The organism is Chitinophaga sp. XS-30 (assembly GCF_008086345.1).
In the GTDB taxonomy this organism is placed as follows: Bacteria; Bacteroidota; Bacteroidia; order Chitinophagales; family Chitinophagaceae; genus Chitinophaga.
Genome location: NZ_CP043006.1, coordinates 4,684,073 through 4,709,490, shown reverse-complemented (window position 1 = coordinate 4,709,490; position 25,418 = coordinate 4,684,073). Strand labels below are relative to the sequence as shown.

Sequence of the window (25,418 nt, the reverse complement as noted above, 5' to 3'; positions counted from 1 at the left end):
GTGATCGAAGTCAACCCCTCCACTATTTATTAATTATTCTGATATCGTGTCTCTTATTGTTTTGAAATTTGCAAGGGCACTTTCTATATTCTCAATAATATCGTCAATGAGTACCTCCGAATCGGGGAGGTTATCAAGTTCAATCAGGTTATCATCTTTTAGCCAAAAAATATCTAGGTTAGTTTTATCTCGTTCAAGAATTTCATTGTATGTAAACTTTTTCCAGCGACCTTGTTGATTGTCTTTTGCCCATGTTTCTTTACGCTTATTCTTATCGTATACATTATAGCACTGAACAAAGTCCTTTAAATCTGCAAAAGTGATTGGGTTGGTTTTGGGGGTATGATGTATGTTGGTGCGATAGTCATAAAACCAAATTTCTTTTGTTCCCTTTGCCTTAGCTGGCTTTTTCTTTTCAAAGAATAATACATTGGATTTTACCCCTTGCGCATAAAATATGCCGGTAGGAAGCCTTAAAATCGTATGCAAGTTTAATTCTTCCAATATCTTTTTACGAATCGTTTCACCAGCACCGCCTTCAAATAGAACATTGTCAGGTAAAACCACGGCAGCCCTGCCATTTTCCTCTAACATTGAAACAATGTGTTGCAGGAATGCCAGTTGTTTATTGCTCGTAGTGACCCAGAAATCCTCCCGAAGAAAATAGCCCTCTTTTTTTGATTGGTTTTCATCGATTGTTGGAATGTCGCTGCTGCTTCTCCCGAACGGTGGGTTTGCAAGAACAATCGTTACTTGGGGTACCTCCTTTCCGATTTTCATTGGGTTAAGACTATCTGAAACCTGTATATCTGGTGTTTTCTTCAAATCGCCAATGCCATGTAAATATAAGTTCATCAGGCAAAGTCTCGCTGTAGCCTTTTCAATTTCCCATCCATGGAAAGTATCGAACTTCAGAAATTTTTTTGCCTTGTCGGTAAGCTTATTATTCTCACGAATATGATTCAACGATCCTAGGAAAAAACCACCCGTTCCGCAAGAGGGATCTGCGATTGTTTCACCAGGTAGAGGATTCAAACATTCTACCATAGCTTGTATGACCGGCCTCGGGGTGAAATATTGGCCCGCACCACTATTCTCCGCGTTCTTTTGTAATAGAGTTTCGTAAATCTCTCCTTTAATATCGGTGCCAGTAGTTGACCAGTTATCTTCATCAATAAGCTGAAGAAGCCTTTTCAGCTTTACAGAATCATGAATTTTATTTTGTGCACTTGCAAATATCTTCTCAAGCATACCGCCGGAATCAGCCAGGGACTTTAATATCTGCTCATATTGTTCTAAGAGGGTGCCGCCGGAATTATTTACTAGCTTTTTCCAGTTACATACATCTGGCAAACTATATTTTTCTTTATTCTCGTCAGCCATTTTTAGAAACAGCAAGTATGTTAACTGTTCCAGATAGTCGTTATATCCCAAGCCGTCATCTCTTAAGGTGTCGCAATACGACCAAATTTTTTGTGCTATATTATTTGTTGCCATTTTTAAATTTTTAAGCTGCTATTTTCGATGCCCAAACTAATCCCGTACTTAGCAGACAAGCCTTAACAGTTGCTGAAAATTCTGCCGATGGTTGAACTAATTCTTTTAGGTGCTTTATTTTTTCTTTTATTTGCCCTCTTCTTAAAACACTTGGGGCCAAATCATTTTGCTCCATCAAATTTTGAATCTCTGAAACTAGTGTAGAACTTTTAATCCATATTTCTTTTCTTGCTTCTTTCAGTAATTTAAAGTTAAGGTTAAGGCTTTCAATGGTATATCTCGCCCTATCATAGTCCCATCCTGTAGTGGTTATCGGCGTTACTTCTCCATTTTGATTAAATGTAATTTTGAGCACATCTTCTTCTTCGCAGGGGTCGAGGAAGTAGAATAATTCGTCCTCAATAGGAGTATTAGGATCATTTGACTTATTATTTCTTACCGCGAATTTGTCCCGCTTCCTTACATTCCCTACACCTCCACAAACTCTATAGTTTCTCCATGCAAACGCTAACCACCAATAACCACCATAATTTACTTTATCAATGCCCAGTGCTATTTTTTTCGGCCTGAAATGATCGACGTGTAGATGATTGTATACGTCCTTTGCTTCAGAATACCAGCATTTATTAAATGAGATGGACAGTAAAAAATCCTTTAATTCTCGCCACACGCCTTCATTGCCATCGATAATATTATTTCTGGAGATTTCGTCGGGTGAGTTAATAAGCTGCTGAGTTAACGCATCTGCATTGTTTACCCAATCAACATCTGGTTCGAAATCTGTCCTATCAATGTGAATCATTTTTCTTCTTCTTTTGAGAGTTCTTCAAGTATTTCCATAGCTAAGACGTTTTGTCTTTCCAGTTCTTCCCTTGTAAAACTGCTTTTTCCGTGATCCTTAACTCGATTTCTATACGCAACAATAAATCTTTGGTATAAGGGATCTCTGAAAGTATTGCCAAATCCAAGAGCCTCTAACTCTTCGTACAGACTTCTCAACCTACTTTGTTCTTTGGTTGAAAGTTTTCCTTCTTGCTGCTTTACCAATAGTTTGTTTCTCTCATCCAATTTCTGTTGCGTAAACTCATCGATAGTAGTAGGCAGTCCGAATAATTCACTTGTAAGTATTCCTTCAACACCTAGTCCTCGGGGGTCGGTCTCGGCCTCCAGCGCTACGATTTTGCCTTCTGAGGTAGTCTGGAATATCCGAACTTCCTGTTTAGTGAGATTACCGATTACTAAAGGATCATGTGTATTAAGTATAATTTGTGTAGTTGCCGGTCGATCTACCACCTTATCCAGAAACTCTAAGTATCTCCATTTCCAGATAGGGTTTAAGTGCGTGTCGGGTTCATCCAGTAAAATAAGGGAATCTTCATCTTTTGTAAATTTTAATAGACCCAAGACCGTGAGTAATTGCTGTTCCCCTTCACTTAACTCCTTAAATGTAATACTGCCATCTACGTTCCTCTTTTTAACTTTAATCCGTACTTCAGAAATCAGCTTTGAAATGTAGGTGCTTTCCAAGGCCTTAAACAACGCTGTGTTATTGGTGTATGTATTGGCAAGCTCTTTTAGTTTGTCTTTGCCTTTTAGAAAAAGATATAATTGTTCCTGCTGATCATAATCATCGAAGTCTACCTGCACGTCCTTGGTGTGATATATGGGCGCCAAAGAAAGCTCCCATAGCTTTTCAAGAAATGGCCTTACCAATCCTTTTGCTGTCCAGAAAATATCATCAGGATTACTTTTAATTCTATTCTTAGCCCATCCGGGCATTTTTAAAACAAAAAGTATTGATTCTATATCTTCAATATGTAAAACTTCTTTAAGAAAGGTTATAGTATCTTTTTCTTCATGAGTGAAGTATGCCAACAGAACAAAATACGAATGAACAAGTTGAACATAGAATAGTTTCCTCAAGGAATCTAATTCATCTTCTCTAAAACTATCACTAATAATTTTATCATAGAATTTTTTTTGATGATCCCAAAATAGCTCCTTAAGTTTATTACTTAACCCTGAGTAATAGGTAAAAACATATTTTGGTTGATATTCCGATTTTCCTTGTGAAGAAAAAAATGACTTCAACGTTGGTGCTTCGCCATTAACAGCAATGGTATATGCTTTACTAACACAACTAATTTCAATGCTATGCCCTTTTATCTTATAAGCAATCTTATAATCAAAGATTGGAGCGTCTCGCTTCGTTTCTGTACTTAAGTCGAGATATTTAAATATAAGTATTAATGCTTCCAGGAAATTAGATTTCCCTGTAGCATTTTGTCCAAGCAGAACAGTCTTCATTTCCCTTTCGTCAAGATCAATGGAGAAGTCCTTAAGGTTTTTGTATTCCTTGATGTAGACGCTATCTATTCTCATGATTATTCAGATAGTCTTAAAAATGAATCCTTTCCGACTCTTGGCATTTCTATAACTTTACCTGACTCAATGAGACTTTTCAATTCTGCATAAAAAGCATCAATATCTCCTTTTCTATCAGATAGTTGCCAAAGCTGCTTTGCAGGTATAGGTTGGGCATGATCTTGTAATACCTCAAGTATATTTTTTACTTTTTCGTCCATCTGTATGTCTTTAGGTAAATTATTTTTTGTAGTTTTCTCGTCAGCTAAAATTTTCATCTTCTCGAGTTCTATTTTTTCTATAATATTCAAAGCTGATTCATCAAAAGTATTTTGCTCAATTAAAGTTCCTTCAAAAGCCCTTTTTAGAATAGTTTGCTTTAATGTGTCGATTTGGATAATGTTTTGTAATAAAATATGCTCGGTTTTGTCACAAATGGATTTTCTTTCTTCATAGGTTGTTATCATCACTTCTTGCGTTTCTATGCTAGGCAGTAAAATTTCCAAATTTTTAATTTGTGAATAATTAAGACCTTGCCTAGTAGCTCCCGTTTGGGCTTCCATAATAGCTTTTTGAGCGACCGGAGAATTGAGATACGTTGATAAATATTTGTAGAATAGTTTCCCTTCAATTGGTCTCAAAATACACACATGCTGGTTAACATTTGCTTCTTTAAAATTTGAGGGAACAAACGCACATCTACCAATAGATGCGCCAGTAATATTTAGGAGCACATCATGTTGAACAACATGAGTTCGATTCATTTTTTCATGTAGTTCTTTACTTATGTAGGCAACATTATCTAACTCTAGTTTATTAGGGTAGACATTCTGACTCCTGAGAAAAATTACGCCTGTATGTGTATAAACTCCTTTCCCACCTTTAGGAGTAACTCCACTTCCAATAAATTTTAGTAACTTTCCAAGTTTTTCTAGTTTTCCTGAATTGTTTTTTGAGAATATATCTTCCATTAATAGTTGGCCATAATACTTTATTTGCATTATAGCAGTTTCTAATTGTTCCTTACTTTTATCAAGGCTACTTAGCAGTTCTTCAAGTTTTGAAACAATTCTTATTTGTTCGTCTTGTGGACACAACGGAAAATCTATATTGGATAGTGAAGTAGCATTTACATTCGGTTGTCCAATGCCAACAGCTTTTATACCAACCTGTCTCCAATAATCAGCAGTTTGAAAAAAGTAGTATACGTAGGTAGGGTTGATTAGCTGTGACAATTCAATCCGAATCAAGTAAGAGGCAAATACCGATTTAGGTATATTTTGGGGAATCAGAAAGCTTTTCCCAACTGTGGCTCCAGTTCGAGCAAATACAATATCTCCCTCTTTAAGTAGAAACTTATCAATATTTGAAGATTGTATTGTGCAGAATGGTACTTTTTGCCAATTCACTTTACTATCTTGTATATCAGTTATCCTTAAAAACCTGATACCTGTATCTTCTTTAACGGCACTTGCTGTATATCCATAATGTATCCTTAAAGAAATGTCCTTAAGTTTTACTCGCTTCCAACCTTCAGGTAAATCATATTTTTCTTTTTGCTCGCTCATTTTAAATCTTTTCAGAAGATTTTCGTTATTAACTCCTATTTTTTAATTTTTGCGACACTGTTTTTAGTGCATCTCCTGCCTGTTTCTCATCTTTAACGACATCATATACCTGATCAGCCAACCAAAGAGTCAATAGCTCCTTTTCGTCAACCTTTAGAATAGAAGCAAGATTAACAGCTACTTCCTTTTTAGCGATCCGTTCCCCTCTTTCAATTTTACTATACAATGGAGTATCTATCTCAAGTAGCGCAGCTACTTGACGTTGCAATAACCCTTTTGCTTCACGAAGTTCTTTTACCCGAATACCAAATTGAGTTTCCATTACCCTTGTTTTGACTTGTCAGATTTTGGTAAATATAAGCAGTATATCGGGAAGTAATCGCCTCTGAAAAGAAAAATCGTTCGTCCTGATATAACTTCAGATATAGTCTGACTTGAGGGTGTAGTATACTCTGATTGGCGATAGTTGTATCTTAATAAAAATACTCCAGGAAAGAAATTAAACCGGTTCGAATCCTGTAAACATCTTTGCCTATTTGAAGGTTTTAGCAGGATAAGAGATGTAATTAAGTGATTTCTCACGAAGGACAATTCGCGATTATAAACTGCTTTATACTGATAAATAGGCAGTTAATAAAAAAAAGGCACCATTTGTCTTCAAATGGCGCCATTTGGCTTTAGTCGGGATGACAGGATTCGAACCTGCGGCCTCGTCGTCCCGAACGACGCGCGCTACCGGGCTGCGCTACATCCCGAATGGGCTGCAAATTTACTCTTTGCTTCCAAATTTCAAAAAATTATTTCCAAACCACCGCCTCCATCACTTTCCCAAAAACTTCAGATTCCGCCGTATCCCCGCATACTTGCTCCGCTTCAACGGCGATTTCCGGAATATCCGCCGGAATTCCTCCTCCGTCATCTCCTCCCACTGCGATGTCGAAAAATTCAGGATCTCCGGTATCGGCGCAAACTCTTTCTGGCTGTTTGCCCGCGAAAACCGGTTCCAGGGGCATACATCCTGGCACACATCACAGCCGAACATCCAGTTGTCGAACTGCCCTTCCATCGAATCGGGGATCAGCGCTTCCTTCAATTCTATCGTATAATAGGAGATACACCGGCTCCCGTCCACCACCGTCGGGGACACCAGCGCCCCGGTAGGGCAGGCGTCCAGGCACTTCGTGCAGCTCCCGCAATAGTCCCCCGCAACGGAATCGTACACCAGCGGAATATCCACGATCAGTGTGGCAATGAAAAAGAACGACCCGGCCTGTTTATGGATCAGGTTCCCGTTCTTCCCGATCCACCCCAGCCCGCTGCGTTGCGCCCAGGCCCGCTCCAGCACGGGAGCGGAATCCACGAACCCCCGCCCCTGAATATCCCCGAAGGCCTCCCGCAGCTGAAATAAATACTCATTCAACCTGGCACGGATCACCTCATGATAATCCTCCCCATACGCGTATTTCGCCACTTTAGGGGCTTCGGGGGCCTGCTGTTCGGAAGGATAATAATTTAGCAACAGGGTGATAACGCTTTGCGCTCCATCCACCAGCAGGCGGGGATCAATACGTTTGTCAAAATAATTCTCCATGTAATGCATGCTCCCGTGCATACCCTGCTTCAGCCACTGCTCCAGCCGGTAAGCATCGTCTGTCAACTGCTCCGCCTTCGCAATGCCGCAATGGTCAAAGCCCAATGCCCGGGCTTTTTCCTTTACCAGCCGGGTATTTTTATCCAGTAACTGCATATCGCCTACAAAGTTACAACATTCATCCTGCCCCAAAAGGGTGATATTATAAAGGAAAATATATACATTTACCCCCTGAAAATAGTCCCTGACCTGATCAATTGACCCGTATGCCTTTAAAAACACCCAAACTAGTAGCTGTGCTTCTCCTGTTAGCCACCATCGTTGCTGCCCAGGATAAAAAAAGCCCGGCCCGCTTTGGCAGAGTTTCCGCTGAGGATTTCAAACAGACCCGGACCGATCTGGATACCGGAGCCAGCGCTATTATTATGGCCGATATCGGTTCTTCCGCCTTTGATGTTGGAAATGAATGGTTCATCCAGGTGTACAAACGCTACCGGAGGATCAAGATTCTCAACAAGAACGCCTACGATATGGCGGATGTGGAAATAGAGCTGTACCGCGAAGGCAGCAAGGAAGAAATGCTGCAGAACGTTAAAGCCGTTACCTACAACCTGGAAAACGGTAAAGTGGTGGAAACGAAACTGGATAGTAAGGGCGTGTTCACCGAGAAGCTGGACAAGAACCACATCCGCAAGAAATTCACCCTGCCGAACGTAAAGGAAGGATCTATCATAGAAATATCCTATACGGTCAACTCGGAATTTCCCTACCACCTCCGCCCATGGGCTTTCCAGGGCCAGCACCCGGTGTTGTGGAGCGAATATGAAGTGGAATTGCCGGAATACTACGAATATATCTTCATCAGCCAGGGGTATAACGACTTTTTCATCAAAGACAGCGAGAACTCCCGCAAAACCTACAACCTGCGGGTGCCCTCCCAAACGGGATATGGCGGTTCCGCCGTCAATACGGAAAGTGTATCCCTCTCCCCGGGCATCACACGCCACCGCTGGGTGATGAAGGATGTGGCTCCCCTCAAGCCGGAAAACTATATCACCACCCTGGGCAACCATATCAGCTATATCGAATTTCAGCTGGCTACCGTGCGATACCCCAATTCTGTGGCGCAACCGGTCATGAGTACCTGGCCGAAATTCATGGACATGCTGCTGAAAGATGAGGAATATGCCGGTACGCTGGACAAACACAACGGTTTCCTGACGCGTACGGTGGAGGAACTGACGGACGGGGTGACGAGTCTGCGGGAAAAAGCCCAACGCATCTATTACTTCGTCAGGGATAACTATACCTGCACGGACCTCTCGGCCCTCTACGCCAAACAGTCCATCAAAACTACCTTCACCAAAAAAAGCGGCAACGTGGCGGAGATCAACCTTATGCTGGTGGCCATGTTAAGGGCGGCGGGCCTGCATGCGGACCCGGTGCTGCTGAGCACCCGCAGCCACGGAAAGGTCTATCCCATGTATCCCATCGCTTCCCGTTTCAATTATACCGTGGCTACCGTGAAGATAGACCGGCAGGATTATCCCATGGATGCTACCCGGCCTTACCTCGGCTTCGGGAAACTGCATGTGGACTGCTACAACGGGCACGCCCGGCTCGTCAGCCCGGAAGCCCTGGCGCTCACCTTTGAACCGGATTCCCTGAAAGAAATGGAAGTGACGGGCATCTTTCTCGGTCCTGATGAAAATGGCATGCTGAAAGGGCATTTCCAGCAACAGGCGACTTATTTCAACTCTTACAGCCTCCGGGAAAAAGTGCGGGAGAAAGGAGAGGAGAACTACTTCAAGGAAGTGGAAAAGGATTTTCGCTCCAACATCAAACTGAAGAACGGGAAAATAGACAGCCTCACCAGTTTCAGTAACCCGGCTGTTGTGGATTACGATTTTGTGCTGGACCCGGAGGAGGAGAATGGCATGATCTATCTCTCGCCCATGTTCTGCGAAGCGGTGCGCACCAATCCCTTTAAATCGGCCAACAGAAGGTACCCCGTGGAAATGCCCTACGTTCCGGATATCAATTATACCCTGAGTTTCCAGCTGCCGCCGGGTTATACGGTGGAAGACATGCCAAAATCCACCATCGTGAAGTACAACGATGGGGAAGGCATTTTCCAGTACCTCGTAGGGCAGCAGGGCGACATGTTACAGATGCGCTCCCGCCTGAAGCTCAGCCGCGCCACCTACAGCCCGGAAGAATACGAAAGCCTCCGCAATTTTTACGAGATCGTTGTGAAAAAACATGCGGAACAAATCGTTTTAAAGAAGAAGTCATGATGAAAAGATGGTTTTTCCTCCTGCTGATCGCTGCACAGGCACAGGCAGCTGATCCGCAATACGGCATTACCGGAGTGCCGCCGGAACTGCTGAAGGGCGCCGATGCCGTAATGCGGGTGTATGAAAGGAGCATCAAAATGAATAGTGTAAAGGACCTGCGTTTGGTTACCCGCTATGCCGTAACCATTCTGAATGAAAGCGGCGCCAAACATGCGGCATTTTATGAGCGATACGACAAGTTCCACGAAATAAAGAGCATTAAAGGGGCGCTGTACGATGCTTCCGGCAAACAGCTGCGAAAGCTGAAGAACAGCGAGATAAAAGATGAAAGCGCGATAAGCGATTACAGCATCATGGAAGATAGCCGCTCCAAAAGCCACGATTTTTATCACCGCTCCTATCCCTACACAGTGGAGTATGAATGGGAGGAGCGTTGGTCACAGACCTTTTACCTTCCGGGTTGGACGCCGCAGTACAATATCTTCCTGTCCGTTCAGGAAAGCCGGCTGGATGTCACGGTGCCGGCGGATTACCAGTTGCGCTACAGGCATTTCAACTACAAAGGAGAGCCGAAGGAAACGCCCGGCAAAGGGGAAAAAACCTACACCTGGCAAATAAAGGATGTGCCGGCCCTGAAAAAAGAGCCGCTGGCTGCCGGATTTCGCTACCGCACCACAATGGTGTACCTGGCGCCGACTGATTTTGCCTATGGCAGTTATTCGGGAAAGATCAATAGCTGGCAGGACCTCGGCAAATTCATCCGCGACCTGAACAACGGCCGTGAACAACTGCCGGAGAAAACGAAGAACGAAGTGCATGCGCTGGTGGATAATATAAAGGATGAACGGGAGAAGGTCCGCCTGCTTTACCGCTACATGCAGGAACGGACCCGCTATGTCAGCATCCAGCTGGGGGTTGGCGGATTCCAGCCCTTTGATGCGACTTATGTGTCCACGAAAGGGTATGGCGACTGTAAAGCGCTCAGCAACTATATGTATGCCCTGCTGAAAGAAGCGGGCATCCGTTCCAACTACATCCTCGTAAAAGCGGGGGACGGGAATAATGACCTGGTGGAGGATTTTGCGGCGAACCAGTTCAATCACGCCATTCTCTGTGTACCTTCTGCTAACAGCAAAGACACCATCTGGCTGGAGTGTACGAGCCAGACGGCTCCGTTCGGTTACCTCGGGGATTTTACCAACAACCGGCCGGTGCTGCTGATCGGTGAAGATGGTGGCACGCTCGTACGCACACCTGATTATAAACTGGAACAGAATCAGCAGCGCCGCATACTGAAAGCTGCCATCAACGGGCAGGGAGACCTGAAAGGCACTTCCTTCACAAAGCTCACCGGTCTGCAACAGGACTGGTATCACGGTCTGGTGCATAGCGTTTCACAGGAAAGGCAGCTGGAAATATTGAAGGAAAGACTGAGCCTCCCGAGCTACGATATCACCAGTTTCCGGTACAGCGAGCATCCGGATGAACGGCCCGTACCGGCAATGGATGAGTCGCTGGACATTACCGTGACCGGCTATGCTTCCATCAGCGGAAAACGCCTGTTCATCACCCCCAATGTGCTGAACCGCGCTACCTATAAACTCGATGAGGAAACCGAACGTAAAGCGCCCATCCATCTGAGTATGGCTTACCGCGATGTGGACACCGTAGAGATAACGGTACCTGACGGTTATGCCGCGGAATCCGTGTTCAATGATGTGCACCTGGAAAGTCCCTTCGGGAAATATACCGCCACCGTAAAAATGGAGGGCAACCGGATCAGGTATATCCGGGTAATGGAGCAGAAAGAAGGGCTGTTTCCCGCAAAGGAATACCCGGCGCTGGAAGCCTTTTTCAATGCGATCCATAAAGCAGACCGCAGCAGGGTAGTGCTGGTGAAGGCGGAGTAGATAGAACGGCCGTTCACTTTTCCCTTACACAGACAGATATCCTTCTGTCCAGCTTCCGTTCTTCATTGGGGGCATCAGCGGAGGCTTTGGCGTACATGGAGCCGTAGCCTTCTGCCCCCAGCAACTGCACAGGCCTTACCTGCCCCGCCTGAAGGGAGCGCAGCACAGATTCCGCGCGTTCCCGGGAGAGCGTTATGTTGGCAACGCTGTCGCCTATACGATCTGTATATCCGCCTATTTTGACCTTCGTTTTGGGGAATGCATGCAATATGGCCACCAGGTTCCTTACCTGTATCTGGCTTTCTTCGGTCAGTTCTGCGCTGCCGGTCTTGAAGTTGAGATTATCGAAATCGAACCACTTGTCTTTCCCCCCTGTAGTATTCGGGTCTTGCAGAAAACTGACCAGTTGGTCTTCGATCCCGCCTTTATAAGCATGCAGCTGTTTGCCGTCCGGCAGGGTGACTTTGATGTTTTCCCGGGCAAACGGGTCTTCAGACACTTCGTCGATGGCAGATTGTTCCATTCCGGCTACGGTAACGGAATCCGTGTTATGATCGCCACTGCCCGCATTGCAGCCTCTCAGCCAGTACCAGAGCAGCAGCAGTACGGCCACGAGGAGGATCAGCATCCACAGCCAGCGGCTTCGTGCGCGGCGGTCTGCCGTGCCCATTGCATCGCGTACATTACGGGTTACGCTGCCGGCTACACTGGCTAATTTCCGGCTGATATCCCCGAGATTGTTCACACCAAGCACATTGGTCAGCCCAAGACCGGCCGGCACATCGGACAATATCTTTTCTTTCTGGCTGTTGAGGGTGGAGAGCAGGCTGCTGGCCGTCAGGTCTTTACCACCGGCTTGTTGCCCGGCTACTCCCAGGGATATGGGGGCGGCGGTTTGCAACAGGGATTCGGCGGATGAGGTTTTGATGTCCGCATACCCGGCAATGGAACGGCTGATATCGCCCGCCCGGCTGCCGAAAAGGAAACGAAGGATCTCTCCGCCCTTGCTGAGCAGGTCTCCGGGCAATCCCTCCGGAATATGCGTGAAATAGGTGCCGCTCACGTCTTTCACATGGGTCATGAGGTCCGCCGTATTTCCGGGAGCGCCGGCTTTGTGCAGCAGGCCGGTAAGCACAACCGGAATAATGCCATCCATCGCTTTCCGGACGCCGGTTTCGGTTTCGCCCAGCCGGGCCGCTGCTTTTCCGGAAAATTCATCGCTAAAAAGGCTTTTCAGGGTATCAAGCAGGTCGAATGCCATAACAGTGGATTTGAGGTTATTGAATAGACGTATAACGGAATAACAATGTAAATAAGAGGAGGGTTGAGTTTTACCTGAAATTATTACAGTCGCCACTGCATTTTACTGAAATTTAAGCAGTTTGGTATCATTTTTCCTGTCATAATTACGGTCTTTATCAATTGGATCAACATTTGAACAATCTCCCGCACAAGGAGTAAAGCATAAACATATGAATCTGAATAATTTTACCATCAAATCCCAGGAAACGCTGCAACAAGCGCAGCAACTGGCCTTCAATCAAAAGAACACGGCGATTGAAACGGGCCATATCCTGAAGGCATTGCTGTCGGATGAAGATAACAGTATAGAATACCTCCTGAAAAAGAACGGTGTGAATACAGCGTTCCTGGAAGGGAAGGTAGACGAACAGATAAAGAAATATACCGTCATCACCACCGGCGAAGGCGGGCAGGCGCTCAGCCGGGATGCGAATAACGCTATCCTGCGCGCGGGTTCCAGCATACAGGAGTTCAAAGATGAATTTGTAAGTGTGGAGCATCTGCTGCTGGGCCTGTTAGGCGGCAGCGATGATATCGCAAAGCTGCTGAAAGCATCGGGACTGACCGAAAAAGGATTGAAGACCGCCATTACCGAACTGCGGAAGGGAGGTACGGTGAATTCACAGACCGCCGATGCGCAATATAACAGCCTGGAAAAATACGCCAAGAACCTCAATGAACTGGCCCGCGCCGGTAAACTGGACCCGGTGATCGGCCGGGATGAAGAGATACGGAGGACCCTCCACATCCTTTCCCGCCGCTCCAAGAACAACCCCATTCTCGTTGGAGAGCCGGGGGTGGGTAAAACCGCTATTGCTGAGGGGCTCGCTCATCGTATAGTCAATGGCGATGTACCGGAGAACCTGCACAACAAGATCATCTATGCGCTGGATATGGGTGCGCTGATGGCGGGCGCCAAATACCGCGGCGAATTTGAAGAAAGGCTGAAAGCTGTAGTGAAAGAAGTGGCGGAAAGCAATGGCGGCATCATCCTGTTCATCGACGAGATACATACCCTGATCGGTGCAGGCGCCATGGAAGGCGCCATGGATGCGGCCAATATTCTCAAGCCGGCCCTGGCGCGCGGTGAGCTGCGCGCGATCGGCGCTACCACACTGAACGAATACCAGAAGTATTTCGAGAAAGATAAAGCCCTGGAACGCCGCTTCCAGAAAGTGCTGATAGATGAACCCAGTGTGGAAGATGCGATCTCCATCCTGCGCGGCCTGAAAGAAAGGTACGAGAACCATCACCATGTATTGATTAAAGACGATGCGATCATCGCTGCGGTGGAACTGTCTCACCGGTATATCACCGACCGCTTTTTGCCGGACAAGGCGATAGACCTGATCGATGAAAGCGCGGCAAAGCTCCGGCTGGAGATGAACTCCATGCCCGAAGAGCTGGATGAACTGGAACGCCGCATCCGGCAACTGGAGATCGAAAGAGAAGCGATCAAAAGAGAGAATGATGAGGACAAGCTGCGGGAACTGGGCGCGGAGATTGCCCGCCTGAGCGATGAACGCAACACGTTCATGTCCAAATGGAAGGAAGAAAAAGAACTGGTAGATAAAGTGCAGAACGCCAAAGCGGCGATCGAGGACCTCAAACTCGCGGCTGAACAGGCGGAAAGGAACGGTGATTATGGAAAAGTGGCGGAGATCCGCTACGGCAAGGTCAAGGAGCAGGAAGAACTGGTGCAGCGCCTCACAGAAGAATTGAGTACGATATCTTCTCAACAGAAACGTTTGCTGAAGGAAGAAGTGGATGCGGAAGATATCGCGGAGAACGTGGCAAAAGCTACTGGTATTCCGGTAAGCCGCATGCTGCAGAGTGAAAGGGATAAACTGCTGACGCTGGAAGATGAATTGCATAAGAGGGTAGTGGGGCAGGATGAAGCGATCGTAGCCGTAGCGGATGCCATCCGCAGAAGCCGCGCTGGTCTGCATGACCCGAAACGGCCCATCGGTTCCTTTATTTTCCTCGGTACTACCGGGGTGGGTAAAACCGAGCTGGCCAAAGCGCTGGCGGATTTCCTCTTCGATGATGAAAGCATGATGACCCGCATCGATATGAGCGAATACCAGGAGAAACATGCCGTGAGCCGCCTTGTGGGCGCGCCTCCGGGATATGTGGGGTATGATGAAGGCGGACAGCTGACCGAAGCGGTAAGGCGCAAACCTTATTCCGTAGTGCTGCTCGATGAAATAGAGAAAGCGCATCCTGATGTGTTCAACATCCTGCTGCAGGTGCTGGACGACGGCCGCCTCACCGATAACAAAGGCCGTGTGGTGAACTTCAAGAACACCATCATCATCATGACCAGCAATATGGGCAGCCACATCATCCAGGAGAATTTTGAAAAGATCGACGAAGGCAACCGTGAAGATATTGTGGACCGTACAAGGGATGAAGTGATGAACCTGCTCAGGCAGACCATCCGCCCGGAATTCCTCAATCGTGTGGACGAGGTGATCATGTTCCAGCCGCTGCTGCGCTCCGAAGTGAGAGGAATTATTAACATACAATTACAACAACTGAAAGAGCTGGTCGCTAAAAATGGCATGATATTGGAATTTTCCGACTACGCACTGGATTACCTGGCAGAACAGGGCTACGATCCGCAGTTTGGCGCGAGGCCGCTGAAACGCCTGATCCAGAAAGAGATCGTGAACCTGCTGAGCAAAAAGATACTGGCAGGCGAAGTGGAGAAATCGAAACCTGTGCTGATAGATGTATTCGATGGTGTGGTAGTGATCAGGAACAAGTAACAAGTTTATTTTAATACGACGATATACAGTTATATGTAACACCCGGGTGATTCTTCATCCGGGTTTTTTTATGTCGTTATAAATGTATTGTAAATAAATATAAATTAATATTTTATTTAAAGTTATATTACAGTCCTGCCGAGCCTCCATTCTCGTCATCGTTTTCGTCGGAGCAAAAGATCGTGCTGTTGACAATGGGGGGTTAAAAGGCCCGCAGGATAGGCGTGGACTTGAGCTGCGCCTTCCCCTGTGCGGTTGGAATGCCTTATCTTAGCAGGAAACTTCGATATGATGTATCCCATCGGTGAAAGGGAAAAGAAATTCATGGCCATGGCCGTAGCGCTGTCCAGACGGGGCATGACGGAAGGGGATGGCGGCCCTTTCGGGTCCGTAGTGGTGCGGGGCGATGAAGTGGTGGGCGAAGGCTGGAACCAGGTGCTGAAATTGAACGATCCCACTGCCCATGCGGAAGTAATAGCCATCCGAGATGCCTGTAACCGCCTCCAAACCTTTCAGCTGAACGATTGCGAGATATATACTTCCTGTGAACCATGCCCCATGTGCCTGGGCGCTATTTACTGGGCGCGCCCCTCACGGGTATTTTTTGCCAATACCAAGGAAGAAGCGGCTGCCATCAATTTTGACGATTCCTTTATTTACGAAGAGATCAATGTGCCGCACGGGCAAAAGAAAATTCCTTTTATTGCTTTCCCGGATGAAGCAGCGCGGGAAGTATTCCGCCTCTGGATGGAAAAAGGGGACAAGACCCTTTACTAAGGCCCGTCTGTTAACGGCCTGTGTTGAAGAAATGGAATAACCAGAACAGTATGAGCGCCAGGAATATCACGATCAGGGATACGACGGCGATGTAGAGATAAAAATCGGTCTTTCTTTTTCTGTGTGTTTTCCGGTGGAGCTGCTGCAATACATTCCATTTCGCCTGCCGCAGCCAGCCGGGTATCTGTTCTTTCTGACGGATAGCCATCAGCCCCTCCACCGCCTCGCTGCACATCTCGCAGTCTGCCAGGTGCGCTTCCACCTTGTGCCGCTCCGCAGGCTCCAGCTTGTCCTGCACATACGCCATCAGCTGATCCTGGGAGGGACAGTCCGTTTCGGTGAATATGTCAGAAAAATGTTCGTTCATAAATTTGCTTTCGCTAATGCAAGTTAGCGTTTATTTTCACTGTACTTTTCCAATAATAGTTTCAGGTTGCGCTTTCCATTCTGGATGTAGCTCTTCACCTGTAATAGTGTAAACCCCGTCTGCTCCGCTACCTCCTGGTAGGATTTCTTCTCCAGGTAAAAGAGGCGCACACAGGTGGCCTGTTCCGTATTCAGCTGTTCCATGGCAGCCTCCATGTTTTCCAGCAGCTGGTCTTTCTGCACATATACGGAATGGTCTTCCTGCTCGGCAACACCGGGCATATGCGTTTCCTTCAGTTCAAGGTCTTTCCGGTGCCGCAGCTGCATGAGGCAGTGGTTGCGCGTTACCTGGTAGATCCATGCTTTGAAAAAGATCACATCGTGCTTGTGGATTTCGGACAATACTTTCAGGAAGATCTGTTGCACGCTATCCCGTGCGTCTTCCTCATTTTTCAGGTATTTCATGCATAAACCCAGCAGCAGGATGGCATACCTGTCGAACAGCATGCCTATCCAGTCGCTGTTCCCATCGGTTTTATACCGCCGCAGCAGTTCCTGGTCCGTGTATTGATCGTCGGGTTGATTCACGTTGTAAAGATAGCGTTCTGCATAAATAGATGCGGGAGGGAGGGAATTCCATAAAGCGTGGCGGGAATTAATTCATATTGTCCAGCTGCGCCTGCGCCTGGTCCTGCATATTGCCATTCATCTTTACGATCTCGCGGAGCAGGCGGCGGGCTTTGGCGTTCTGGCCTTTGGTGCGGTAACAGAGGGCCAGCTGGAATTTTGCACGCTCTGCATACCTGTAGTTGGTGGAAAGTTTCCTGAACTGGTCAATTGCTTCATTGACATTGCCCTGTTGCTGGTATTGCATGGCCGCCCGGAAGAGCGATTCGTCTCCTGAAACCGGTGCCGGCGCTGCCTTGGGAGTTTCTTCTGCGGCTGGTTCCTTTTTCTCCGGTTCTTTGGCGGCGACTGTCCTTTCCGGTTTGGGCGCCTCTTTTTTAACCGTATCCGGCGTTCTGGCAGCGGTGCGTTTGGCCGTATCCGTTACTGCCGGAGTGCTTTTCGGTGTATCCTTTACCGTTACCGGCGCATTTTTATTGGCGAGCGTGGAGTCTCTGACTGGCGGCGGCACACGTTTTACCGTGTCTTTGGGTGCTGCGGTGGCAACGGGAGGGTGGCTCAGCTGAAGCGGGGGAGCCGGCTCATCCTCGTTATAGGTGCTGTCAATATGTGCGGCAGGAACGGCCGGGGGTTGGAAGTCTGCCGCCCCCGCGGTCTTAACGGGCAATACCATCGCCGCAGGACGGTTTTTCAGATGTTGCTGCAGCAGGAAGATGCTGCCACCGCCTATGGCTATGAACATGATGGTCCAGAAATAGGACAGCAGGCTTTCCCGGGTGCGGGCGGATTTGTGGGTGCGGTACTGTTGCCGCTGTTTTTTTGGTGCAGGGGAATATTCACGGTGCAGATAGTTGCTCAGCTCCGTACTGTATTTTTCGAACGGTTCATGATAATGTTGCTGCTCCAATGCCTGCACGGCAGCACAACACAGGTCGCAATCCACAAGATGCTGCTCTACAAGATGTTTCTCTACCTCCGTCATATTGTCCTGCACATAACGGGGAAGCTGGTCCCTGTTCATGCAGCGAACGGGTGTGAAGATCTTGAAGATCCTTTCCTGCCGGTTATTGGGATTTGGATAATTGTTCATAAGCCTGTCTGGTCGATTTGCGTGGCGAGTTTCTTTTTGGCCTTGCTGAGTTTATTTCTGATCTTTTCTGCGGTGGTGTTGTGGAAGATCGCCAGCTCACCGAAGGAACGGTGCTCAATATAAAACTGGCTGATCAGCTGCCGTTCTTCCGGCAAAAGATTGTCCAGCGCCGCCTCCAGTTGACGGGCCAGCGTTTCGCGCTCAATGGGATTGGTACCGGCGTGCCCCACCCGTCCTTCCAGGTGATGCACGGCCTGCGCATGGCGCGGTTCAAAGGGTTTGCTGTGCAGCTTGCTGCCTGCGGTAAAGTAGTGCTGTATCAGTGTGTAGACAGTCTGGTTTACCTTGCCGTAAAGAAACTGAAAACGGGAGAAGAGTTGCTGCGTCAACGCGGGGAAAACGGTTTCTGCACGATGCTCCTCGTTCAACCGGGGCAGGCATGCGGCCACCAGCAGGTGACTATAACGGTCCAGCAATACACCGGCGGCCTCACGGTCTTCCAGTTTCCTGATCCTGTACAGCAATTCCTTGTCACTCAGATTATTTAGCAGAAGATGCATAAGTCTTATTATTATATTTACGCATTCCGGCGCCAAAAGTTCACCAGCCGGTCATATTATTTAAACAATTAACATGCCATTTGCGATCACAGTAGTTCCGGTCATGCCGCTGCGGGCGGAACCGGCCCATAAAAGCGAAATGATCTCCCAGGCGCTGTTCGGGGAATGCGTTGAAACCGAAACGGTTAATGCCGATGGATGGGTAAAGATCAGGCTGCAATACGATGGTTATGAAGGCTGGGTGACGGCTTCCCACCTGGAAACCATTACCCTGGACCTATTTGAGGCGGCTCCCACGCATATGGCCACGCAGTGGGCTGCGAGGGTGACGGTTAACGGCCAGCCGATGTACATTCCCTACGGTTGTATGCTGAAAATGGGAGAAACAGCCTGGGGCAACGTACAAGTGACGGCGGAAACCGGAATTGAACCTTTTTCACCGCCTGCTTCTCCAAGAACGGCATGGCGGGCAATTGCCCATACTTTTCTGAATACGCCCTATCTCTGGGGCGGAAAATCTGTTTTCGGGATCGATTGTTCAGGATTTACACAATCCGTGTATAAAATCCTCGGCATTCCTTTGCTGCGGGACGCTTATCAGCAGGCTACACAGGGTGAGACCGTGTCACTCATCCAGGAGGCGGCGCCCGGCGACCTGGCTTTCTTCGATAACGAAGCGGGCCGCATTACACATGTCGGCCTCATGCTCAGCGACCACCAGATCATTCACTCCGCGGGAAAGGTGAGAATCGATCCCATCGATCATCTCGGGATCGTGAATGCGGATACCGGCCTGCGTACCCATAAACTGCGGATCATCAAAAGAATGTTGTAGACGCAAAAACGGGCTGTACCAACAGTAATGTTATCCGGTGCTTGTCCGGATATCAGATGGAGCGCATCCCGGTTACGTGATGCACAGGTTCATCGTATTACTGCTGCTACAGCCCGGTTTCTCCGGAATACCGGTTATTTTTTGTTGCCGAAGGTTGTATTGTACAAGTCGAAGCTTTCCATAATGATGCGTTCGGCCACGGCTTTGTTCTGGAACTCGGCCACTTTCACGGTCTTGTTCTCCAGGCGCTTGTATTCTTCGAAGAAATGGCGCATTTCGTGAATAAAATGCGGCGGCAGTTCTGAGATATCATTGATATGGTTCACGCTCATATCATGCGCGGCCACGGCAATGATCTTGTCGTCCGCTTCTCCGCTGTCGATCATCTGCATCACACCGATCACCTTGGCGTCCATGATGCACAGGGGCACACAGTCGATCTGGGAAAGGATGAGAATATCCAGCGGGTCATGGTCGTCACAATATGTCTGGGGAATGAATCCGTAATTGGCCGGGTAATAAACGGAAGAGTACAGCACACGGTCCAGTTTCAGCAAGCCGCTCTCTTTATCCAGTTCATATTTGGCACGTGACCCTTTTGGTATTTCAATGATGCCGGTCACTACCTGGGGGGCATTTTCACCGGGACTGACGTTGTGCCATGGATTTGTTGTCATAACTCGATACTTCTTTTATTGTTTATCAATTCTCTTTTGCGGGGCCCAAATGAACGCACCTTTCATACGATCTTGCGAACCTGCAGCGGGGCTGCATTTCCAGCAAAAGGCAATCATATGAAAGGTGGAAAAAGGTGTTGACCTTGCGCTAAAGGCGCAAAATTAAGGAACAAACACGGAATAGCTATAAAAATGTGGAATGTACAGGCGGAAAAAGTGACTACCGGGTCACGGCGGAGTCCGGGACCATCAGGGAAGAATCCTGCAGGGTACCGGGGGCCATGGACTTCATGTCCATTCCTGGCGGCGCCACATAGGTGGGTAGGATGCTTTCCAGGGTCAGGGATATTTTCCAGTGGCCGCTTTCTTTCACCAGTTGCAGGGTTTCCTGCTGGCTGGCGGACGAGTTCAGGATGGTAACGGAGGCTTTGTCGCCTTCCTCCATATGGTCTACCACCTTCAACTGGGCGTTTTTGATCTTTTCGCGTTCGTTCTCATTGCGTTTGCCGTCAAAGATGGAATAGAGCAGGATGACCTGCTGCGATTCCTTGGTCGCAAATTCCTTCGCACGCTCAAAGTTCGATTCCTGTATGGCATGCATGAATTCCAGTGCAACCTCCTGCGGTTCAGGCCTCTTTTTACAGCTTATCGTGAAAAATAATCCGGATACGCACATCAAATATACAATTCGCCTGTAATAGCTCATGTGGTTGATAGGTTAAAGTTATAGTGTCATTAACAAAATTAACAGGAATCATTCAATTGCACAACTTACAATAATGGCTGTTAAGATCGTGTTAATTCATGATCTTCATTAGCCGCGTCATAAGCTTTGATGATGGCCTTTACCAGGCGGTGGCGCACAACATCTTCTTCATCCAGTTCCAGGTAACCGATACCATCGATATTCCGCAATATCCGGGTGGCCCGGCCCAATCCGCTTTTCTGGTTCTTCGGAAGGTCTATCTGCGTGAGGTCACCGGTGATAATGGCCTTTGCAGAGGAGCCGATCCTTGTGAGGAACATCTTCATCTGCAGGTCCGTGGAGTTCTGGGCTTCATCCAGGAGGATAAAGGCATTGTCCAGCGTACGTCCGCGCATATAAGCCAGGGGTGCTATCTCGATGATGCGGTTGGTCATGAAGTAGTTGAGCTTGTCCGCCGGGATCATATCATCCAGTGCGTCATACAGGGGGCGCAGGTAGGGATCGATCTTTTCCTTGAGGTCACCGGGCAGGAAACCGAGGCTTTCACCGGCTTCCACGGCCGGACGGGTAAGGATGATCTTCCTTACGGCCTTGTTTTTCAGTGCTCTGACGGCCAGCGCTACCGCGGTATAGGTTTTACCGGTACCGGCGGGGCCTATCGCAAAAACGATATCGTTCTTGTCCGCCAGCGCTACCATTTTCTTCTGATTGGCCGTTTTGGCCCGCACGGTACGGCCATTTGGGCCAAACACCAGCACCTCATTAGGGTTCCGGTCTTTGAAATGGTCGATACTGATGCCCTCTTCGTCACCCAATATCTGCTCGAAATAATTCTCGGTAAGATGGCCGTTCCGCTCCAGGTAGCTGACGATCTGCCCGATCTTCTCTTTGGCAGTGGCCACTTCCTCGGGGGCGCCGGACAGCTTGAGCTGCGTGCCGCGGGATAAGATTTTCAGTAATGGGAACTTCTTTTTCAGCAAGTCCAGCTTTCCGTTGTTTACCCCGAAAAATTCTATCGGGTTTACGCTATCCAGGTTAATGATCGATTCTGTCAATGCGGTTCGATTTATGATTTTCTTCATGTCGGGCCTGGACTTCAAAACAGGCTGACTGCAGGGCTTCCGGCCAGGGGGCCTTTTCGGGTTTTGCAGTCAGCCCTTCCTGCGGTCGTCAGATCCGGTATCCATTCGCTTTGAACGCTTCCACGCGTTCTGCTGTGTTTTTGTCGCTCAGGGCGATGATCCGTGCCGCCAGTACTGCTGCGTTGCGGGCGCCGGCCTTGCCTACGGCCAGGGTACCTACAGGCAGGCCTGCGGGCATCTGTACAATAGAGTAAAGAGCATCCACACCACCGGGTAAACCACCTTCCAGCGGTACTCCCAGCACCGGCAACGAGGTATAGGCGGATACAACACCGGGCAGGGCTGCTGCCATACCTGCCGCCGCAATAATCACACCATAACCCTGAGGCTGGGCGTTGATCACCAGTTCCCTTACCTTGTCGGGGTTCCGGTGGGCGGAGGCTACCACCATTTCACTTTCAATACCAAAGAACTGTAAATAGTTTTGCGATTCCTGCATCACCGGCTTGTCACTCTCGGAGCCCATGATAATTAATACTTTCATGCTGCGATCTGATTTTTAATCTACTATAATTTAACGTAAAAAGGAAACTATTTGTTTCCTGCTTCAAAGATATTTAAAAGAAGTCACCCTGCCGCATGAATACCCGTGTGAATTTTTGATAAACTTTGATATATACCTGTTTACCACTATAATAGCAGGAAATTGTATAATATAATGAGTACATTTGACGGATCGCAACCGCCTATGCCAAATTGAATAGTTTCATGAACAATGCTTTGCTGAACCAGGTGGTGGAGGCCTTCCCGGACGCGGTAGCAGTGTTTGATACCAGCCTGCGGTTCGTATCCTGCAATGCGGCATTCGCAGCAGACCATATCAGGTACCTGGGCACTGAAATGAAGCCGGGGGACAGCATGTACAAACTCTGTGAAGCCTGCTGCCCCGAGTTGTTACAGCAATCTCTCTATAACTGGGAGCGCGCCATCGCCGGCGAACGTATCACTTTTGCAGTGGCCGTAGGGAACCCGCCTGTCCACTTCCAGATCAACCTCAGCCCCCTCTTCAATGAAGAAAAGGTCCAGGAAGCCGTTGTTATGGTATGCCGGAGCCTCCAACCGGAACTGGATGCCCGTGAAAACGAACGCTTTTTCCGCAGTGTGCTGGAACACCTGCCTGCCGGCCTCCAGCAGTTCACCCCGGATGGCTGGAGCAAAGACCTGAATGAAATGCAGCGCCAGATACTCGGAGAGGCCCACCCGGCAGTGAACAATCTGCCTTATAATGTGTACCAGGACCCCATAAACCGCCGCAGTGGCCTGCACGCCCTCCTCGAAGAAGTGGCACGCAAAAAAATACCCGTTAAAAAGGAAATGCTCCTGCGCTATAACGAGGAAAAGGAAGAAGGACAGGATGTTGTCAGGCTGGTGCCGCTTTACTACGAAGGCACCGGGTTTCCCGTGCTGGACATGAACGGGGAGATCGCCTATCTATTCCTCATTCTCAGCGAGATCACCGAGAAAAAAGTGGCCCAGATCAGCCTGGAGAAAAGCGAACGGCTTCTGTACAATATTGTGGAGAACCTGCCGGTTGGGTATATCCAGTTCGATAATTTCGGTTTCATACGCCGGGTGAACCAGACGCAGCGCCGGTTCTTCGCTCACTCCGGACTGGATGAGCAGCCCACCGCCTACAATATGATCAGCGACCCCTTTGCACGCCTGTTTGAAATGGACCGCCTTTTCATGCAGGTTTTGCAGAAAGGGAAAATGATGCGCGCGGAGAAAAAACTGGAATTCGAAGTAGATGTAGCGGGAGGAAAAATGAGCCGGGAGATCTACCTGGACCTTACCATGTTCCCGGTAGAGGATCCGGTGGATAAAGATCAGATCGTTGTGGCGCTGGTCAATGATATCACGGAAAAGAAGAGACAGGAAATAGAGAATGCCAAGGCGCAGGAATTCCTGTTGCAAACCGGTGAGATCGGCAAGATCGGCGGCTGGGAGTACGATATGGCCACCCGGCGGCTGAGATGGAGCGCACAGACCTACAAGATACATGAACTGCCGCCTTTCGCTACCATGACGCGGGAAAAGGCAATGTCCTTTTTTACCCGCGATTCCCGCAAGAAGGTCCGCCAGGCACTGCTGGCCTGCATGGAACATGGAAAGGCATTCGATCTCCCGGTATCGCTGCACACGGCGAGGGGCAACCTGCTGCAGGTGCGCGCCATCGGCAAACCGGAGTACCGCAATGGCCGCATTGTAAGGTTATACGGCGTGATACAGGATGTGACGGAGCAATTCAAGATCCGCGATCAGCTGACCCGTAATACAGAACTGATGCGCCTCTTCTTCGATACGATAGATATGGGCTATGCCGTGATGGATAAGGAAGGAAAGGTGAATTTCATCAACCGCAAGGCCCAGGAGATCGTAGACCATGGCAAAGTGATCGGCAGGAACATTTTTGAGGTGTTTCCCATGCTGGAAGGCTCTACTTTTCATGCCCGCGTCCGGCAATGCATGACGCTGCAGGCGCCGGTGTCTTTCTCCTACTACCTGCCCGTACCGGATAAATGGTACGAGTTTCTGCTGGCTCCCATGCAGGACGGCAGCATTTCCATCTTTACCCGCAACATCACCGAAAGCAAAAAGATGCAGCGGGAATTGCGCAAAGCCAATGAACAGCTGTCTTCCCTGAACAAATACCTGGTGAACCAGAACAAACAGCTGGAGGACTTCGCGCATATCACCTCCCATAACCTCCGCGCGCCCATCGCCAACCTGAAGGCGCTGATGCAGATCATGAACGATACGGACAGCGAGGAGGAGAAAGGGCTGTACAACAGCATGTTCCAGGAGGTGATCCGCAATATCGATGAAACGCTGAACGACCTGATCGAGATCGTTCAGATCCGGAAAGACCTGAATGTGGAGCGGGAGCGCCTCCTGTTTGAGGAAAGGCTGCAGAAGGTGAAAGATATCCTGTTTGTGGACATTGAGACCAGCGGCATTGATCTGACTACGGATTTCAGTGAAGCGCCGGATATCCTTTACCCGAGGATCTATCTGGACAGCATCCTGCAGAACCTGCTGACCAATGCCATTAAATACCGCAGGCCGGATATCCGTCCCCGGCTGCATTTTCACAGCCGGATAGAAGAGGGATGCGTAGTGCTGACCGCTGAGGACAATGGTGTAGGAATAGATATGGAGCGCTATGGGGCCAAGCTTTTCGGCTTCAGAAAAACATTTCATAAAAATAAAGACGCAAAAGGCATAGGCCTGTATATCACTAAAAGCCAGATCGAAGCGATGGGCGGAAGCATACAGGCAGAAAGCCGGATAGGAACAGGAACAAAATTTATCATTACCTTCAGCCCCGAATAATTAAC

Annotated in this window: 21 protein-coding genes and 1 tRNA gene; 6 read left to right on the top strand and 16 right to left on the bottom strand. The window is 48.2% G+C overall.

What is annotated here, in order from left to right; translation table 11 throughout:
- Positions 1 to 33 precede the first annotated feature (33 nt).
- The 7 genes from FW415_RS19075 to queG all read right to left on the bottom strand — a co-directional run bounded on the left by FW415_RS19075 (position 34) and on the right by queG (position 7,176).
- The gene (locus FW415_RS19075) at positions 34 to 1,497 is read right to left on the bottom strand and encodes a class I SAM-dependent DNA methyltransferase (RefSeq protein ID WP_148388232.1); all 1,464 of its coding nucleotides are present in this window, start codon (positions 1,495 to 1,497) and stop codon (positions 34 to 36) included.
- A 10-nt stretch (positions 1,498 to 1,507) separates the two neighbouring features.
- On the bottom strand, positions 1,508 to 2,299 hold the full coding sequence (locus FW415_RS19070; protein WP_148388230.1) for a hypothetical protein: 792 nt from the start codon (positions 2,297 to 2,299) through the stop codon (positions 1,508 to 1,510).
- A complete protein-coding gene (locus FW415_RS19065) occupies positions 2,296 to 3,879 on the bottom strand; it encodes an AAA family ATPase (protein ID WP_148388228.1) in 1,584 nt (527 codons plus the stop codon). The genes FW415_RS19070 and FW415_RS19065 overlap by 4 nt, the downstream gene beginning before the upstream one ends.
- A 2-nt stretch (positions 3,880 to 3,881) precedes the next feature.
- Positions 3,882 to 5,429, bottom strand: coding sequence for a restriction endonuclease subunit S (locus tag FW415_RS19060; RefSeq protein WP_148388225.1), 1,548 nt, complete (start codon positions 5,427 to 5,429; stop codon positions 3,882 to 3,884).
- A gap of 28 nt (positions 5,430 to 5,457) precedes the next feature.
- Positions 5,458 to 5,751, bottom strand: coding sequence for a helix-turn-helix domain-containing protein (locus FW415_RS19055; RefSeq protein ID WP_148388223.1), 294 nt, complete (start codon positions 5,749 to 5,751; stop codon positions 5,458 to 5,460).
- A 359-nt stretch (positions 5,752 to 6,110) separates the two neighbouring features.
- Positions 6,111 to 6,184: transfer RNA gene (locus FW415_RS19050), tRNA-Pro, on the bottom strand.
- A 65-nt stretch (positions 6,185 to 6,249) separates the two neighbouring features.
- The gene (gene queG / locus FW415_RS19045; protein ID WP_148388221.1) at positions 6,250 to 7,176 is read right to left on the bottom strand and encodes a tRNA epoxyqueuosine(34) reductase QueG; all 927 of its coding nucleotides are present in this window, start codon (positions 7,174 to 7,176) and stop codon (positions 6,250 to 6,252) included.
- A gap of 140 nt (positions 7,177 to 7,316) precedes the next feature.
- Between queG and FW415_RS19040 the strand changes: the two genes are divergently transcribed.
- On the top strand, positions 7,317 to 9,317 hold the full coding sequence (locus FW415_RS19040; RefSeq protein ID WP_168208892.1) for a transglutaminase domain-containing protein: 2,001 nt from the start codon (positions 7,317 to 7,319) through the stop codon (positions 9,315 to 9,317).
- Positions 9,314 to 11,227, top strand: a complete 1,914-nt coding sequence (locus FW415_RS19035) for a DUF3857 domain-containing protein (RefSeq protein ID WP_148388217.1) — start codon at positions 9,314 to 9,316, stop codon at positions 11,225 to 11,227. Before FW415_RS19040 ends, FW415_RS19035 begins: the two co-directional genes overlap by 4 nt.
- Before the next feature lie 13 nt (positions 11,228 to 11,240).
- Here FW415_RS19035 and FW415_RS19030 read toward each other — a convergent pair whose 3' ends face one another.
- On the bottom strand, positions 11,241 to 12,488 hold the full coding sequence (locus FW415_RS19030; RefSeq protein ID WP_148388215.1) for an OmpA family protein: 1,248 nt from the start codon (positions 12,486 to 12,488) through the stop codon (positions 11,241 to 11,243).
- Between the two features lie 211 nt (positions 12,489 to 12,699).
- Here FW415_RS19030 and clpB point away from each other — a divergent pair, with 211 nt between their 5' ends.
- Both clpB and FW415_RS19020 read left to right on the top strand, forming a co-directional pair.
- On the top strand, positions 12,700 to 15,300 hold the full coding sequence (clpB, locus tag FW415_RS19025) for an ATP-dependent chaperone ClpB (protein ID WP_148388213.1): 2,601 nt from the start codon (positions 12,700 to 12,702) through the stop codon (positions 15,298 to 15,300).
- Positions 15,301 to 15,588: 288 nt separating this feature from the next.
- Complete coding sequence (locus tag FW415_RS19020) at positions 15,589 to 16,077, top strand: nucleoside deaminase (RefSeq protein ID WP_246858808.1); 489 nt, start codon at positions 15,589 to 15,591, stop codon at positions 16,075 to 16,077.
- A gap of 10 nt (positions 16,078 to 16,087) precedes the next feature.
- Here FW415_RS19020 and FW415_RS19015 read toward each other — a convergent pair whose 3' ends face one another.
- The 4 genes from FW415_RS19015 to FW415_RS19000 all read right to left on the bottom strand — a co-directional run bounded on the left by FW415_RS19015 (position 16,088) and on the right by FW415_RS19000 (position 18,720).
- Complete coding sequence (locus FW415_RS19015; protein ID WP_148388211.1) at positions 16,088 to 16,444, bottom strand: zf-HC2 domain-containing protein; 357 nt, start codon at positions 16,442 to 16,444, stop codon at positions 16,088 to 16,090.
- 23 nt (positions 16,445 to 16,467) lie between these two features.
- On the bottom strand, positions 16,468 to 17,031 hold the full coding sequence (locus tag FW415_RS19010; RefSeq protein ID WP_246858807.1) for an RNA polymerase sigma factor: 564 nt from the start codon (positions 17,029 to 17,031) through the stop codon (positions 16,468 to 16,470).
- 67 nt (positions 17,032 to 17,098) lie between these two features.
- The gene (locus FW415_RS19005; protein WP_148388209.1) at positions 17,099 to 18,160 is read right to left on the bottom strand and encodes a tetratricopeptide repeat protein; all 1,062 of its coding nucleotides are present in this window, start codon (positions 18,158 to 18,160) and stop codon (positions 17,099 to 17,101) included.
- A complete protein-coding gene (locus tag FW415_RS19000) occupies positions 18,157 to 18,720 on the bottom strand; it encodes a sigma factor-like helix-turn-helix DNA-binding protein (protein ID WP_148388207.1) in 564 nt (187 codons plus the stop codon). Before FW415_RS19000 ends, FW415_RS19005 begins: the two co-directional genes overlap by 4 nt.
- Positions 18,721 to 18,793: 73 nt before the next feature.
- Here FW415_RS19000 and FW415_RS18995 point away from each other — a divergent pair, with 73 nt between their 5' ends.
- Positions 18,794 to 19,555, top strand: coding sequence for a C40 family peptidase (locus tag FW415_RS18995; protein ID WP_148388205.1), 762 nt, complete (start codon positions 18,794 to 18,796; stop codon positions 19,553 to 19,555).
- Between the two features lie 134 nt (positions 19,556 to 19,689).
- On the opposite strand, the gene FW415_RS18990 is transcribed toward FW415_RS18995, so the two are convergent.
- The 4 genes from FW415_RS18990 to purE all read right to left on the bottom strand — a co-directional run bounded on the left by FW415_RS18990 (position 19,690) and on the right by purE (position 22,564).
- Positions 19,690 to 20,232, bottom strand: coding sequence for an inorganic diphosphatase (locus tag FW415_RS18990; protein ID WP_148388203.1), 543 nt, complete (start codon positions 20,230 to 20,232; stop codon positions 19,690 to 19,692).
- Between the two features lie 220 nt (positions 20,233 to 20,452).
- A complete protein-coding gene (locus tag FW415_RS18985; protein ID WP_256378918.1) occupies positions 20,453 to 20,908 on the bottom strand; it encodes a DUF4878 domain-containing protein in 456 nt (151 codons plus the stop codon).
- Between the two features lie 110 nt (positions 20,909 to 21,018).
- Positions 21,019 to 21,993 carry a PhoH family protein gene (locus tag FW415_RS18980; protein ID WP_148388199.1) on the bottom strand — a complete coding sequence of 325 codons (975 nt, stop codon included), beginning with the start codon at positions 21,991 to 21,993 and terminating at the stop codon, positions 21,019 to 21,021.
- Between the two features lie 115 nt (positions 21,994 to 22,108).
- Entirely contained in the window at positions 22,109 to 22,564 is a 456-nt protein-coding gene (purE, locus tag FW415_RS18975; RefSeq protein ID WP_148388197.1) for a 5-(carboxyamino)imidazole ribonucleotide mutase, read from the bottom strand.
- Positions 22,565 to 22,788: 224 nt separating this feature from the next.
- On the opposite strand from purE, the gene FW415_RS18970 reads away from it, so the two are divergent.
- On the top strand, positions 22,789 to 25,413 hold the full coding sequence (locus tag FW415_RS18970) for a PAS domain-containing protein (RefSeq protein ID WP_148388195.1): 2,625 nt from the start codon (positions 22,789 to 22,791) through the stop codon (positions 25,411 to 25,413).
- The last annotated feature ends 5 nt before the right edge of the window (positions 25,414 to 25,418 follow it).